Origin of the sequence: Acinetobacter sp. GWC1_38_13, from assembly GCF_001767535.1 — a bacterium.
In the GTDB taxonomy this organism is placed as follows: Bacteria; Pseudomonadota; Gammaproteobacteria; order Pseudomonadales; family Moraxellaceae; genus Acinetobacter; species Acinetobacter junii.
The window spans coordinates 1-15,285 of record NZ_MELG01000034.1; the positions used below are offsets into that span (position 1 = coordinate 1).

The 15,285-nt window shown below is 37.7% G+C and carries 16 protein-coding genes; 5 read left to right on the forward strand and 11 right to left on the reverse strand.

Annotated elements, in window-relative coordinates:
• The coding region (locus A2003_RS03265) for a GNAT family N-acetyltransferase (protein WP_502685945.1) at positions 1-219 on the forward strand (219 nt) is incomplete at its 5' end.
• 87 nt (positions 220-306) lie between these two features.
• Here the strand turns inward: A2003_RS03265 and A2003_RS03270 are convergent.
• The 8 genes from A2003_RS03270 to A2003_RS03305 all read right to left on the reverse strand — a co-directional run bounded on the left by A2003_RS03270 (position 307) and on the right by A2003_RS03305 (position 6,146).
• Positions 307-603, reverse strand: a complete 297-nt coding sequence (locus A2003_RS03270) for a cyd operon YbgE family protein (protein WP_004911382.1) — start codon at positions 601-603, stop codon at positions 307-309.
• 4 nt (positions 604-607) lie between these two features.
• Positions 608-709, reverse strand: coding sequence for a cytochrome bd-I oxidase subunit CydX (gene cydX, locus A2003_RS03275; protein ID WP_004653762.1), 102 nt, complete (start codon positions 707-709; stop codon positions 608-610).
• A gap of 14 nt (positions 710-723) precedes the next feature.
• Positions 724-1,869 carry a cytochrome d ubiquinol oxidase subunit II gene (gene cydB / locus A2003_RS03280; RefSeq protein WP_075696540.1) on the reverse strand — a complete coding sequence of 382 codons (1,146 nt, stop codon included), beginning with the start codon at positions 1,867-1,869 and terminating at the stop codon, positions 724-726.
• Positions 1,866-3,443: a cytochrome ubiquinol oxidase subunit I gene (locus A2003_RS03285; RefSeq protein WP_004911377.1), complete on the reverse strand. Its 1,578-nt coding sequence runs from the start codon at positions 3,441-3,443 to the stop codon at positions 1,866-1,868. The genes cydB and A2003_RS03285 overlap by 4 nt, the downstream gene beginning before the upstream one ends.
• The gene (cydP, locus tag A2003_RS03290) at positions 3,443-3,634 is read right to left on the reverse strand and encodes a cytochrome oxidase putative small subunit CydP (RefSeq protein WP_004911375.1); all 192 of its coding nucleotides are present in this window, start codon (positions 3,632-3,634) and stop codon (positions 3,443-3,445) included. Before cydP ends, A2003_RS03285 begins: the two co-directional genes overlap by 1 nt.
• 544 nt (positions 3,635-4,178) lie before the next feature.
• Positions 4,179-4,790, reverse strand: coding sequence for an OB-fold-containig protein (locus tag A2003_RS03295; protein ID WP_005402568.1), 612 nt, complete (start codon positions 4,788-4,790; stop codon positions 4,179-4,181).
• Positions 4,791-4,810: 20 nt separating this feature from the next.
• A complete protein-coding gene (locus tag A2003_RS03300; RefSeq protein WP_017397586.1) occupies positions 4,811-5,116 on the reverse strand; it encodes a Rieske (2Fe-2S) protein in 306 nt (101 codons plus the stop codon).
• 16 nt (positions 5,117-5,132) lie between these two features.
• Entirely contained in the window at positions 5,133-6,146 is a 1,014-nt protein-coding gene (locus A2003_RS03305) for an adenosine kinase (protein WP_286686795.1), read from the reverse strand.
• Positions 6,147-6,424: 278 nt separating this feature from the next.
• Between A2003_RS03305 and A2003_RS03310 the strand changes: the two genes are divergently transcribed.
• The 3 genes from A2003_RS03310 to A2003_RS03320 are packed head-to-tail and all read left to right on the forward strand — an operon-like array spanning position 6,425 to position 11,016.
• The gene (locus tag A2003_RS03310; protein ID WP_286686796.1) at positions 6,425-9,364 is read left to right on the forward strand and encodes an insulinase family protein; all 2,940 of its coding nucleotides are present in this window, start codon (positions 6,425-6,427) and stop codon (positions 9,362-9,364) included.
• A 20-nt stretch (positions 9,365-9,384) separates the two neighbouring features.
• Positions 9,385-10,548, forward strand: coding sequence for a phospholipase A (locus A2003_RS03315; RefSeq protein WP_004962099.1), 1,164 nt, complete (start codon positions 9,385-9,387; stop codon positions 10,546-10,548).
• Entirely contained in the window at positions 10,549-11,016 is a 468-nt protein-coding gene (locus A2003_RS03320) for a cysteine peptidase family C39 domain-containing protein (RefSeq protein WP_286686797.1), read from the forward strand.
• On the opposite strand, the gene A2003_RS03325 is transcribed toward A2003_RS03320, so the two are convergent.
• From A2003_RS03325 to ilvA, 3 genes are all read right to left on the reverse strand, one after another.
• Positions 11,004-12,341, reverse strand: a complete 1,338-nt coding sequence (locus A2003_RS03325; RefSeq protein WP_005402573.1) for a TrkH family potassium uptake protein — start codon at positions 12,339-12,341, stop codon at positions 11,004-11,006. The two genes, A2003_RS03320 and A2003_RS03325, sit on opposite strands and share 13 nt — an antisense overlap.
• Positions 12,342-12,992 carry a potassium channel family protein gene (locus A2003_RS03330; RefSeq protein WP_004911349.1) on the reverse strand — a complete coding sequence of 217 codons (651 nt, stop codon included), beginning with the start codon at positions 12,990-12,992 and terminating at the stop codon, positions 12,342-12,344.
• Between the two features lie 162 nt (positions 12,993-13,154).
• Entirely contained in the window at positions 13,155-14,699 is a 1,545-nt protein-coding gene (gene ilvA / locus A2003_RS03335) for a threonine ammonia-lyase, biosynthetic (protein ID WP_171457196.1), read from the reverse strand.
• 98 nt (positions 14,700-14,797) lie between these two features.
• On the opposite strand from ilvA, the gene rpiA reads away from it, so the two are divergent.
• The coding region (gene rpiA, locus A2003_RS03340) for a ribose-5-phosphate isomerase RpiA (protein ID WP_286686798.1) at positions 14,798-15,285 on the forward strand (488 nt) is incomplete at its 3' end.

Below are 15,285 nucleotides of genomic sequence, written 5' to 3' on the forward strand. Positions count from 1 at the left end.
CGAATGTTGAGTTTTGCTGAAAAATATATACGTGACACTTATGCCGATGTTTTGAAAATTAATCTTTATGTACTTAGTGTGCGTAAAGAACTTATTGAATATTATGAACGTAGAGGATTTAATCGCACTGGTATTGTTGATGATTATCCAATAACTGCGGAGGTAGGAATACCATTAATCCCAGTAAGTCTAGTTGAAATGACTAAAAGAATTAGGTGAGTGGTTCGTGTGTCTAAAGTGATTTGATTGTAATTACGTTATGTGGAAAAAGAGGAAGTATTAACTTCCTCTTTTAATATTGATAAATTAATTACCTAACCAAATAAAATATCCCAAAAGCATTAAAGGCCATGCGATAAAAGGGCTAAATAACCATTTCCATAACCAAAATCTAGGTACAAATCCTACACCATGAATAAAACCACCTGAAATCCCAATCATGACTAACATGAGTATGCTGTGATTATAGTGACCATTTTCATCTAGCATGAGTGCAGGATGGACTAATAAAATTGCAGCAAGAGGCAATGCCAACAAAAAGGAAACGGTCATTGCAACAATTTGCGCTTTACTATTCTTTGGTGTTGACATGACTTGAGCCATTTTATTATTCCTCATCTAAGTCTTGGTGATGTTCAATATAGAGTGCACTAAGTACACCAGCAAAACATGCCATCAAAACGCCTAGTATCCATGCAAAATACCACATTTCACATCTCCTGATTAATACAAACTATGAGAGTTTTCTTCAATATGTTTGTTGGTGATGACACCCCACATTTTGTAGTAAGACCAAGAGGTATAGATCAAAATGATAGGTACGAAAATACAAGCAGCTACTGTCATCACACCCAGTGTTTTATGACTAGAAACAGCATCCCACATGGTTAAGCTTGATGTTGGATCAATACTTGACGGCAATAAGAATGGGAACAATGAAAAACCTGCTGTTAAAATTGCACCAACAATCATGAGGCTTGTACCTGTAAAACTAGCTGCTGCTTTATGTTTTGCTGCGCTAATAATGACCAGTAAAGCTCCAAGAATTGCGGCAATAGGTGCTGCCATCGTGATTGGGTAAGTTGAATAATTATTTAACCAACCATGATTTGCATTTGTAACTACATCTTTTGCAAGTGGGTTTAATGCCGCATTTGTATCTACTGCCACTGCATAACTATAGCCTGAGATATTTCCAAAGAATAACCATGCACCTGCAGCCAAAAAGCATACTAGGAATACAATTGCCATGATTTGAGTTGCTTTGGCTGAGCGATTGTGAAGATCACCATCTGTACGCAACATTAACCATGCACCGCCATGTGCAGACAGCATGCTTAAACTCACTAAACCACAAATAAGTGCAAATGGATTCAATAATGCAAAGAAACTACCTGTATATTGAGAACGTAGAGTTTCATCTAGTGTGAATGGTACACCTAAGAATAAATTACCAAATGCAACACCAAATACTAGCGCTGGAACAGCCCCACCAATACACAATCCCCAGTCCCAAGAGTTACGCCATTGGGTGTTTTCTAACTTAGAGCGATAATCAAATCCAACGGGTCTGAGGAACAAGGCAAATAGTACTAATAATAGCGCCCAATACATTCCTGAGAATGCGACAGCATATACCATTGGCCATGCAGCAAAGAGCGCACCACCAGCAGTAATAAACCAAACTTGGTTGCCATCCCAGTGTGGTGCAATCGTATTGATCGCAGCGCGGCGTTCTGAATCAGTTTTTCCTACAAATGGCATCAATGCCATAGAGCCCATATCGAAACCATCGGTGAGGGCAAAGCCAATGAGTAGTACACCAACTAAAACCCACCAAATAATTTTTAGGAGTTCATATTCGATCATGATTGAGCCTCCTTAGTGTTTGCAGCTAGTTTCTCAAAGTGATATTTACCAGTATGCAAAGAACTTGGACCTAAACGTGCAAATTTGATCATTAAGTACATCTCGATAATGAGCAATACAGTATAGAAAGCAGCTAGGGCGATAATTGAACCCCATACATCACCAGCACTCACACTAGAAGCAGAAAGATGTGTAGGTAAGATTTCACCAATTGACCACGGTTGACGACCACCTTCTGCGACATACCAACCCGTTTGTGCTGCAATCCAAGGTAGTGGTAAAGCAAATAATGCAAATTTAAGTAACCAAGGTTTATTCTCTGCATTACGTTTAGCCACAGCCCAAGTTGCAAGAATGAAGAGCAAGAGCATTAGGAAGCCTGAAGCAACCATTGCACGGAATGAGAAGAACAGTGCTGCTACGTTTGGAATAGTGTCTTTTGTTGCTGCCTGAATATGAGCTTCAGTTGCATCAACAACGTTTGGTGTATATTTTTTCAATAATAGACCGTAGCCAAGATCTTTTTGATTTTGCTCAAAAGATGCTAGCAATTCTGGAGAGCGATCACCAGCACGTAATTTTTCCAACTCGCTGTAAGCAACCATACCATTACGGATACGGACTTCATGTTCTTTCATGAGGTCATGTAAGCCTGTAACCTGTTTATCCGTAGAACGAGTAGCGATGATACCCATCACATAAGGGATTTTAATCGCATAGTCTGTACGCATCTCTGCTTGGTTCGGGATACCAAATAGAGTGAAAGCAGCAGGCGCAGGTTCTGTATGCCATTCAGCCTCAATCGCAGCGAGTTTAGTTTTTTGGACGTCACCTAACTCATAGCCTGACTCGTCACCAAGTAAGATGACTGAGAGTGTAGATGCTAGACCGAAGATCGCAGCAATAGCGAATGAACGACGTGCAAATGGTAGATCACGTTTCTTTAACAGATAATAGCTTGAGATTGCCAATACAAAGATTGCGCCAGTGACATAACCAGCAGAAACAGTATGTACAAATTTTACTTGAGCAACTGGGTTGAAAATCAAAGCGCCGAAATCAACCAATTCCATACGCATGGTTTCGTAGTTAAAGGCTGCACCAACAGGATTTTGCATCCAACCGTTTGCGATCAGAATCCATAGCGCAGACATATTCGAACCGATTGCCACTAACCAAGTTACACCTAAATGCTGGACTTTAGATAAACGATCCCATCCAAAGAAAAACAGACCGATAAAAGTGGATTCGAGGAAGAAAGCCATTAAGCCTTCGATGGCAAGTGGTGCACCAAAAATGTCACCTACATAGTGAGAGTAATATGCCCAGTTCGTACCAAACTGAAACTCCATTGTTAAACCAGTGGTAACACCTAAGGCAAAGTTAATCCCGAAGAGTTTTCCCCAGAATTTGGTCATATCTTTATAAATCTCTTTGCCAGAAATCACATATGTGGTTTCCATAATGGCAAGAATAAACGCAAGACCTAAAGTTAGAGGGACGAAAAGAAAGTGATACATTGCGGTCATTGCGAATTGGAACCGCGAAAGATCGACCACGCTTTCAGAAATCATCAACGTGTCTCCTGATTGTTGGACATGTCGCCAGCAATACGCTCAGCGACTTCATTGTTAAAATCTTTGGGAATTGTTGGGGCATCAAACCAGATATTTTTAATCACAAGTAAAATCACAACTTTAATAATAAGAATGATTGTGATTTCACGGATTAATTTCCGATTAGGATCTTGAGAACTCGTGTTCATAGAACTTAGCCTCATATTTAAAAGATATAAAACATTATTAAATAAAATTTATTAAAAATAAACCTTTAGGATGGTTTAAATAAATATAAACAATAAAAATTATTAAAAACAACTATTTATGAGTATTTTTGATTAATTTTAATTCTAATTATTATCCAACTAAATTAATTGGTTTTTATCATTTTAAACTTGATTAAAACAGTTGTGATTTAATAATTTTATTCTGATTAAAAAGGTTTGATTTAATGTTAATTAATTTAATCTAAAACCAAGTAAAATAGTATGATAATAAAATATCTAGTATTTACATATGCTTATAAAGTCACTTACATAAATAAATAAAATTAATGATGAAACAGTACTAAAACCTAGTGTAATTGTAGAGTTTATTGTTGAAATTGTGATGCAATTCGCTATATACGCTTTTAGCTAAACTAGAGTGATAGGAGGGCTGATCTAAACGACAAATATTGTTACTCTTTTTGTAACTGTTTGTAATTTTTGATCGTTTGGTGAGCGTTTTGCTTTTGATAAGAATGAAAAATTAATCAGGCGTAAAAAGTTTGTTCGAAATAGATATTTTTTTTGCCAAATAATGAGAGTTGGATTTTCGGCTAATGAGTAGAACCTGAGACTGTAACTCCAGTTCACCGTATTCTGGCTCAACCTGAACATAATAAAGTTGTCCAAATTCATCTCTTACACGCGCTTGTGCTGAAAAACCAGGACGCGCGTTCCCTGTTGAAATGGTTGCTAAGCGACCAACAAGATTTGAATGAGTGTGGGTAACCTTGGGTTTGATGACCTGATCCAGACAGTGAATCATAAAAACGGTAAAGAATATGTCGATGACTAAAGCTGGAATGAATAAATAGTAAGGTGAAATAAAATAGTGTTGAAGTGCAAAAAAGGATAGTTCAAGAAAGTAGCCGGCAAAACTAAAGTTAATCAGTAGGAACACTACGATTAAATATTTTGAGAATTTAACATCTAAAAGAGGTGAGTTCAGTAACCATTCTGGTGTTAATTTCTTAACTAAAGAACTTGGACGTAAACCTATAAAAATCCCAATAGTTTCCGCTATGCTGAGAAAAATCAGAGCCACAACACTCATGTGAAATGGCATAAGATAATAATTAAGAAAAAACTCAGTCATAGCAGAAGTCTTATTGCGTATTAATCAATATAAATACCACCATCAGAGTGGACTTCCAAATTTACCTTCTGAAGATGTTCACCTAGGCATGGACCTGAAATACATTCGCCAGTTTCAACTGAAAATAAAGCTCCATGGGTTGAGCATTGAATGTATTCACGATCTTGATCCAAGAATTGATTTTCTAAGTATTCCAGTTCAGTTTGTAAGTGTGGACAAATGTTTTGATATGCATAAAAACTTCCATCTTTTTGTGTAATAAAAATGGTTGTTCCCTTCATGGTGTCAAATGCACGTGACTCACGTTCTGGTACTTCCTCAGTCATGCAAATTTTTTCCATCTTAAGCACATTCCTGTTGAGCATTTTTAAATTGTTCAAAAAGTTTAGCGTAGTTTTCTACACTTAAACGAGGACCAAATTGAGCGACAACTTCACTTGATATCAAGATTGCGAGCTGTGCTGCTGCATCCAGTGAAAGTCCAGCGTTAATTGCATATAAAAACGCGCCCGCAAAGGCATCACCAGCACCATTTGTGTCTACAGCATTCACATGGCGACCTGCAACATGAAATTGATTTGCAGGATCAATAATGACTGCGCCATTTGCCCCTTGAGTAATCACGATATGTTGGTTGTTAGTTTTTAAAGCCTCGATTGCTGCATCGAGCGTTTCAGTGTTCGTGAACATACGTGCTTCTTGTTCATTACAGAATAATAAATCTACACCATCATCCATTAACTCTTCGAGACCTTGACGTGCATATTGCACCATCGCAGGATCTGAAAGAGAAAGGGCGATTTTAACACCATGTTCTTTAGCAAGAGCACGAGCTTGTTTGACAGCAGCTCTTGCTGTATCGCTCGTAGATAAATAACCTTCTATATATAGCCATTTAGCAGTTTTTAAGGGTTCAAAATCTATTTGTTCAGCAGTCAATTCTGCTGTGATGCCTAGAAAAGTGTGCATTGTACGTTCAGAATCAGGGCTAATCAGTACCATGCAGGTACCTGTAACACCATTGCTGATTGACTTACTTGTTGTTGTGATCCCAGCTTCATTTAGTCCATTTAAATAAATAGAACCTAATTCATCGTTACCTACACGGCAGCCATAAAAAGCTGAACCACCTAATGCACTGAAGGCTACAGTTGTATTTGCTGCAGAACCACCACTTGCCTGACCTTTATAAGTTTGCGTTTTTTGTAGCTGTTGAAAAAGAGCTGTTTGTGTTTCACCATCGGTCAACTGCATCGTACCTTTTTGCAAAGCATGTTCTGTTAAGAACTCATACGAAACTTTAAATTCTTGGTCAATGAGCGCATTACCAATTGAAAAAAGATCAACAGTTGCCATGTTTGTCATCACAGTTAAAAATCAAAACATGAAGTTTACACGAATGCTCAAGATTACAGTAGTTTGTTGAAGAAAATTCACTTCATTTACGGTGAGCTTTCCATGCTTATTATTTTGAATGTTCAAGGACTGGAATTAAAAAATATCTGACATCAATTTTATGTCACTCGCTGCATTTTTCTACAAAAACATAGTAATTTACATGGATATCTGTAGGGATTGTTCGGTAGACTCAGTATCATAAATTGTAATCATTTTATTAGATAATTGGAGAACTCATGACTGTCGATGTTTCTGAAAGCATTAATCAAACTATTCATCCTGCGTTTCAGCTATTACGTCAACACCATGTAGAAGCACTTGATATTCAAGTATCTGAATATAAACACAAAGTGACAGGCGCAATTCATTACCATTTGGCGACTTCACACGATGAAAATGTCTTTTTAGTTGCGTTTAGAACTCAGCCAATGGATTCCAAAGGTGCTGCACATATTCTTGAACATACTGCATTATGTGGTTCAGAAAAATTTCCTGTACGTGACCCATTCTTTTTAATGATCCGTCGCTCATTAAATACATTTATGAATGCATTTACAGCCGCAGATTGGACAGCATATCCATTTGCCACTCAAAATAAAAAGGACTTCCAAAACTTATTGTCTGTTTATTTAGATGCTACATTTGCTGCAAATTTAAATCCTTTAGATTTTGCGCAAGAGGGTATTCGTATTGAGTTGGAAAATGATCAGGCAGTCTACAAAGGTGTAGTCTTTAATGAAATGAAAGGTGCAATGAGCTCACCTACAGATCAACTTTATCATCAACTTGCTCATCATTTATTTCCTGAAACTACCTATCATTACAACTCTGGTGGTGATCCAAAGGATATTCCTGATCTAACGTATGATCAGTTAGTTGATTTTTACAAAACTCATTATCACCCAAGTAATGCCGTATTTATGACCTTTGGTAATCAAAGTGCTTATGATTTACAAGAGCAATTTGAAACTTTAGCGCTTCATAAGTTTTCTAAAGGTACAACTTTATATTCAAAACCAGAAAAGCGACTCACAGCTCCACTTGAGGTGATTGAGAATTACGCGGTTGATAGTGAAGATTTGAAAGATAAAACTTATCATGTTTTATCTTGGTTGTTGCCTGAAACAAGTGATATTAAATTGCGTTTAGGTATGCGCTTGGTTGAAGGTATTCTTCTTGAAAATTCTGCTTCACCATTACGTCACTATTTGGAAACTTGCGGATATGCACAATCAACTGGTCCGTTGATGGGGGTTGATGATAGTAACTTTGAAATGACTTTCTATTGTGGTGTTCAAGGCTCAAATCCAGAGCACGCAAATGAATTCCGTGATGGTGTGTTAAAAGTTTTGAATGATGTTGCTGCTAAACCAGTTGATACGGATTTAGTCGACGCGATATTGCATCAAATCGAATTGCATCAACGTGAAATTAATGGTGATGGAACACCATACGGACTTAGCTTGATCTTAAATGGTTTAGGTAGTGTTATTCATCATAATGATCCTGTTCACGTTTGGGATGTCGATTCTGCGATAGAACAAGTCAAAGAAGAACTCAAAGATCCAATGTGGCTATCTAATTTAATTCAAACGCATTTGTTAGATAATCCACATCGTGTACAAATGACGCTGGTACCAGATGCCACTAAATCACTCAAAGAACAACAAGCTGAACAAGCGCGTTTAGCTGAAATCACTGCAAATCTAAATGATGAACAGAAGATTGAGATACAAAAGCAAACTGAAGCTTTAAAGCAGCGTCAGGATACACCTGATGATTTAGATTTATTACCAAAAGTTGGTTTGGAAGATATTCCAGCAGAGTTGCAAATTGTAAAAGGTCAATTACGTGAGATCATTTCAAATGGATTAGACACTCCATTGAATCTCTATCACGCTGGAACTAATGGTATTTACTATCAACAAGTTTTAATCCAAATCCCAAATGAAATTGTGCAATCGCCATATTTTAATCTGCTTTCAATTTTGATGGGCGAGGTTGGTGCAGGAGAATATGATTATTTAGAACTTCAACAAATTCAAACAGCCGTCAGTGGAGGTTTGGGTATGGGAGCTTCATTACGAAGCAAAGTTGATGATAAAGATCGTATCAGCGCATGGTTAACTTTAACGACCAAATCACTTACTCAAAAATTAGATGCGATTCAATTGTTGAAGTTAGCATTTGAGAAACTAAGATTTGATGAAAAAGATCGAATCATTGAGCTGTTACAACAACGTAAAACACGCTGGCAATCTCGTTTATCAGGTTCTGGGCATAGTTATGCTATGCAGACCGCTTCACGTCAAATGAGCGCATTGGCACGCCGTGATTATCATAATACGGGTTTAGGTGCATTAAACTGGTTAAGTGATTTAGTGGCTAAAATCGATAATGATGAAGCAGCTTATCAGGCATTAATCGATGAGCTTAAGGCAATTCACCGAAAGCTTTTACAAGCACCAAAACAGTTCTTATTAGTTTGTGAAGAACATCATTCAGACCGTTTAGTGGAAGAAATCCAAAATGTCTGGGATAAGTTAGATGTCAGCAAAGAACCCGTAACATTAACTACTGTGGACCACGTAGATACAAATTATGATAAAGCTTGGTTAATTCAGTCAAATGTTCAGTTCTGTGCATCCGCTTATCAAGCTGTAGATGTTGCACATGTTGATGCGGCTCCACTTATGGTATTAGCGGCATATTTGCGTAATGGTTATTTGCATAGTGCTATTCGTGAAAAAGGTGGGGCGTATGGTGGTGGAGCAAGCTATGATGGTAATGCCTGTGCTTTCCGTTTCTATAGCTATCGTGATCCTCGTTTAGCAGAAACCTTTAATGATTTTGAAGCGAGTATCCAGTGGCTATTAAATGCTGAACAAAAAGAACATCAACTTGAAGAAGCAATTCTTGGATTGGTGTCTGGTATGGATAAGCCTGGGTCACCTGCTGGAGAGGCAATAACGGCATGTTATGCATTACTACATGCACGCACACCAAAGTTCCGTAAACTTCTACGTGAACGATTATTGAATGTTACTTTAGCTGATTTACAAAGAGTTGCAAAAGAATATCTATTGGAGCAAAAACCTGTGAGAGCAGTAGTGGCTCCATTTGCTAAACGTGAGGAGTTACAAAACTTAGGTTTTGAAATTCAGCAAGTCAATTAAAAGAAAAATTGGAGACCGCTATGACGTTCAAAAAAATTGAACGTGCTCAATTGGAGCTAAGTATACTCGCTATACTTAGTTCTTTTGCTGCATCAAACACCTTTGCACAAGTCGCAGAACCTGCCACTCCAGCTACTGTCGAAGCATGTGTTGCATTAAGTTCGAGTGCAGACCGCTTGGCTTGCTATGACAGCATGTTTAAAGCTCCAACCGTCACTGAGCCACAGGTTGCAGAACCAATGGTAGCGGCTGCACCTCCCGTTAAATCAAAAGAGTTAGAAAAAAGCCCGCCTGAAAGTTTAAAAGATAAAGTGGTTCAAAAGGTCAGCGATTTGAATCTGATTGGCGCTGCTCCGAAATTTGATCCAAATGTATCTTTACTAGATCGACGTTGGGAGTTGTCTGAAGAGAGTAAACTGGGTGTTTGGAATATTCGTGCGTATCAGCCTGTTTATTTACTGCCAGTTTTTTGGACAAGTGATAAAAACGAATATCCAGAGAGTCCGAATCCAAATAACACAGTAACAGATAAGCAAAATTTGACTTCTTCTGAAGCTAAATTCCAGATTTCCTTAAAAACCAAAGCTTGGGAAAATATTTTCGGAAATAATGGTGATCTATGGTTGGGTTATACGCAATCATCACGCTGGCAAGTTTATAACTCAGAGGAGTCTCGTCCATTTCGAGAAACCAACTATGAGCCAGAAGCGAGTTTAATGTTTAGAACAAATTATGAACTTCTAGGGTTAAATGCACGCTTATTAGGTGTGACGCTGAATCACCAATCAAATGGTCGTTCAGATCCATTATCAAGAAGTTGGAATCGAGTTATCTTCAATCTTGGTTTTGAGAAAGATAATTTTGCTTTGATGCTGCGTCCTTGGTATCGAATTGAAGAAGATGTGAAAGATGATAACAACCCTGATATTAAAGATTATATTGGGCGCGGAGATTTGACAGCTTTCTACCGACACAAGGAAAATGATTTTTCACTTATGTTGCGCCATTCACTGAAAGGTGGTGATAAGTCACATGGGGCTGTGCAGTTTGATTGGGCATTTCCAATCAAAGGTAAGTTACGTGGTCATCTACAACTGTTTGAAGGCTATGGTGAGAGCTTGATCGACTATAATCATCGAGCAACATATGTCGGACTTGGCGTTTCTTTGATGAACTGGTACTAAATGAGTTTAGACATTCCTGATCCATTATTGCAGCTTGAGGCAAATTGTGGGGTTTTTGCAGTATGGTTGATTCTAAAGCAATATCAATCAAATATTGATATTGCTGAGCTTATTCAATTATGTCGGCATGATTACAACGAAGGAACCTTTCCTGACCCTGATATTGATGAAATTGAAAAGAAAATTTACTTAGAGGCGAAGCAACTTCAGATCCTAATTAGACCTGCTTTGACGTATGAGAAGATTCAGCAAGCCTATGAAGATGGCAAATTCGTTATTGTGTTTTATGACACATTAGATGGGGCGGGAAATCAGTCGTTGATCTATTCTATTGATGAGCAAGAAATTAGTTTTTGTGATCATTTTGAGGTTATGTCAAAGGCTGTATTCGAGCAACAATACCAAGCTGATGAAATTTGTCAGCAAGCTATCGTGGTCGAGCAGCCTTTAAACTTTTATCCAATCTGAATATTCGCATTTGCATGTTTCAAGCGGCTCTTTTTAGGGGTTGCTATGAGATATGCAAGGGTGAGTGGACCTAGTCGTCCTGTATACATAAGCAAGCTTAATACAAATAAACTACCGTCATGTAATTCGCCTGTCACACCACGAGAAAGTCCAACCGTACAAGCAGCTGAGACGACTTCAAACATCAAATCTAAAACATCTAATTTTGGTTCAAGCAGAAAAAGCGTAAAACACCCAATAAATACTAACATGCCTGTAATCGCAGCTACGGCTAAAGCTTTATAGGTCGTTTCATGAGAAACAGAGTGATTAAAAATACGAATTTCTTCGTTACGTCGTAAAAATGAAACAACAGTAAGTAATAAGATCACAAATGTTCCAACTTTTATACCGCCTGCAGTACTTAAAGAACCACCACCAATAAACATCAATAGCATAGTAAGTAGCGCGGTACTATGCTCCATTGCACTGGTATTGATGGTATTAAAACCTGATGAACGAGGAACAGTAGCCTGAAACCAAGAGTTCATCGCTTGTTCACCTAATGTCATTGGACCAAGTGTTAATGGGTTATTTGATTCTAAAAGCCAAATAAGAATAAAAGCGATAAGATTTAAAACAAGAATAGTGCTTAGTATAAGTTTGCTATTCGGTGTTAATTTACTCCATTTCTTATTCTGTTTTACATCAATTAGTACTAGAAAACCGATACCACCCAGCGTATAAAGCATACTAATCGTTAAGCAGATCAAATAATGACTTTGAAAGTTGATTAAACTATTGTCAAATAAAGAAAAGCCTGCATTGTTAAAAGCGGAAATACTGTAGAAAATCGAATAATACAATCCTCGCCCTACACCATACATTGGAATAAATGATGTACTCAGGATGATTACACCAATCAATTCAAATAATAAGGTATAAAGTACAACGCCTTTTGCTACGAATGTAACTTTAGATAAGCTTGTTTGCCCTAGGCTGTCTTGAGCCATCATTTGTTGTTTAAGACCTAATTTGGGTGCCAAACTGAGAGCAGCCAAAATCGCGAAGGTCATAAAACCTAAACCACCAGATTGAATCAATAATAAAATTATAACTTGTCCGAGATGGTTAAATGATTCATTTAAATTCACTACAGATAGACCAGTAATCGTGACCGCTGAAGTTGCAGTAAACAAAGCATCCATCCAGCTTAAGTTTCCTTTGTTTGCAATCGGAAGTTTAAGCAGTAATGTTCCAATAATGATAAAGCTTAAGAAGCCAATCGCGAGCAATGTCGGTGGGCTAAGATTAAATATCTTTTGCGAATTTATTTTTATGGTCATTTAGAGGAAGCATCCCGATAATTTTTTTAGATGGGTGAGTAATCCTTCTAATATGAGTACGTCACCTGTTTGTAAGGTAAAACTAGAGTCGATTTCATAAATAATTTGTTCATCACGTTTAAGTAGTAAAAGTTTGATATGAGGTTCTTGTTTGAGAATGCCTGATAGATTTACCTTGTTTAGTTTCTCATGCACAGGCACTTTAATGATGTAATGATCATGATCAAGTGCCATGTAACGGCTAACCATAGGATAGTTAAGCGCTTGTGCAACTCGAACACCCATGTCTTCTTCAGGATGAATAATTTTAGTAATATTTAAGTGAGAAAGAATTGTGTGATGAGCTTTGGTTTTAGCTTTTACTAAAATTTTTTCTACACCCAAATTTTTGAGGTTTAAAACACACAAAATACTTGCTTCAATATCTTCACCAATTGCGACAACAACGGCATCACAATTTTGAATATTCAATTCTTCTAGTACGTGCTCATCTGTAGCGTCAGCAATAACGGCATGAGTGATTTGATCAGCCAAATTTTCCACATTGCGCTTGATCGTATCAATTCCAATAACATCATGATTCAGTTTAGTGAGTTCTAATGCAACAGTCGCCCCAAAACTTCCTAAACCAATGACTGCAAACTGTGCCATAACAATCCTTAACTAAATGAAAAAAATATCTTTTTAACTATTTTAAGACGGAATAATTTGAGCGTGTGTAATCATTTGTGTGCAAAGAAAATCAACTTATAAAAATGCGATATTCAAAATAAAACCGACATATTTGTCGGTTTTAAATCAGATCAGATTTACTTATTTGAGGAAACGTTTATATCCAATATTATCGCTAATTTCAGCATATGGATATGTGATTTGCTCTAAAGTTTCAATCAGACCATCTGGATTTTGCTTCGCATCAGTTGCCTCTAAACCAACCAAAACACGACCTTCGGCTGCACCATGATTACGATAATGGAATAAAGTGATGTTGTGGGTTGGACCGAGACGCTCAAGGAAGGTTAATAGTGCTCCAGGTCGCTCAGGAAATTCAACACGGAATAGACGTTCATTTTCAATGTTAGCATGTCCACCGATCAAATAACGGATGTGAAGTTTAGCTACTTCATCATCAGATAAATCATCTACTTCATATTGCTGTTTCAGCATTTCATGAATTTCATGGCGTTCAATTTCACCACCTTTCAAGCTGATTCCGACAAACACTTGAGCTTGATTGCTATCACTTGCACGATAGTTGAACTCAGTAATGTTACGTCCTTGCAATGAACGGCAGAAATTCAAAAAAGCACCTTTCTGTTCTGGAATCGTAACAGCGTAAATTGCTTCACGACGTTCACCGAGTTCGGTGCGCTCAGCAATATAGCGTAAGCGATCAAAGTTCATGTTCGCGCCACACACAATTGAAACCATGTTCTTATTATTTAATTGGTGTTCAGCTACATACTTTTTGATACCAGCTAATGCCATTGCACCAGATGGTTCAACAATACTACGGTTTTCATCAAAAGTATCTTTAATGGCAGCGCAAATTTCATCTGTATTTACTGTCACGATATCAGGTTCTACGATAGGTCCGGAATTATCAGATTTGCGTAGACGAACCATTTCGAAAGGTAATTCGCCTATTTGTGCTACTGCTGTACCATCCGCAAATAAGCCAACATGAGGTAGAATTACACGTTCATTTGATTCTAGTGCTGCTTTTAAACAAGCTGATTCTTCGTATTCAACACCAACAACTTTAACATGTGGTGCAACTTCACCTAGATATGCTGCAACTCCAGCAATCAAGCCACCACCACCAACAGCAACAAAAACATATTCAACATCACGCCATTGACGCAATATTTCATTTGCTATGGTTCCTTGACCTGCAATGACCAATTCATCATCGTAAGGCGGAATGAAAACTAAACCTTCATCTTCTGCGCGCTGTTTGGCATATTTGTTCGCAACATCAAAGCTATCGCCGTGTAAAACGACCTGACCACCAAGATTTTTAACAGCCTGAACTTTAATATCAGGTGTTGTACTAGGCATAACAATGATCGCATGAATTCCTAGTTTTTTTCCTGACAGTGCAACACCTTGAGCATGATTACCCGCAGATGCGCAGATAACACCACGTTCCAATTGATCTTTTGGTAATTGACTAATTCTGTTATAAGCACCGCGTAATTTGAAAGAGAATACAGGCTGTAAATCTTCACGTTTAAATCGAATATTATTATTAATTTTTTGACTAATTCGTGGAGCTGCTTCAAGCGGTGTTTCAATCGCAACATCATAAACCGTTGCTTGTAAAATTTGTCGTACCACACGAGACAGCATGTTCATCTTCCCTATAACAGTTTAAAATAGTCAGTCATTGTAGCAAACCCCTGTGCATTTGCGCTGTTTTCTTGCAGCAAATGTCAAAATAGTTGAGTGAAGTCATGAGTCTATATGCAACCCAAGATGAAAAAAAACAAGCTGCGGCAAAAGCAGCTTTAAAGCATTTGCCTAAAGGCGGCATTTTGGGCGTAGGAACAGGAAGTACCGTTAATTTTTTAATTGATTTATTACCTGAATTGCAATTAGAAGCTGCAGTTGCGAGTTCAAATGCGACAGCAGAGCGCTTAGAAAAACTTGGCATCGAAGTTGTAGATATGAATTCAGTAGGTGGTCTAGATGCTTATGTTGATGGTGCAGATGAAATTGATCGTCATATGCACATGATCAAAGGTGGCGGTGCTGCTTTAACTCGTGAGAAAATTGTTGCTTCAATTGCGAAAAAATTTGTATGTATTGTTGATGACTCAAAGTGGGTTGAGCAATTAGGTCGTGAATTTCCTTTACCTGTTGAAGTCATTCCGATGGCGCGATCAGCTGTTGCACGTAAAATTGTAGCTTTAGGCGGTGATCCTGTTTATCGTGAAGGTGT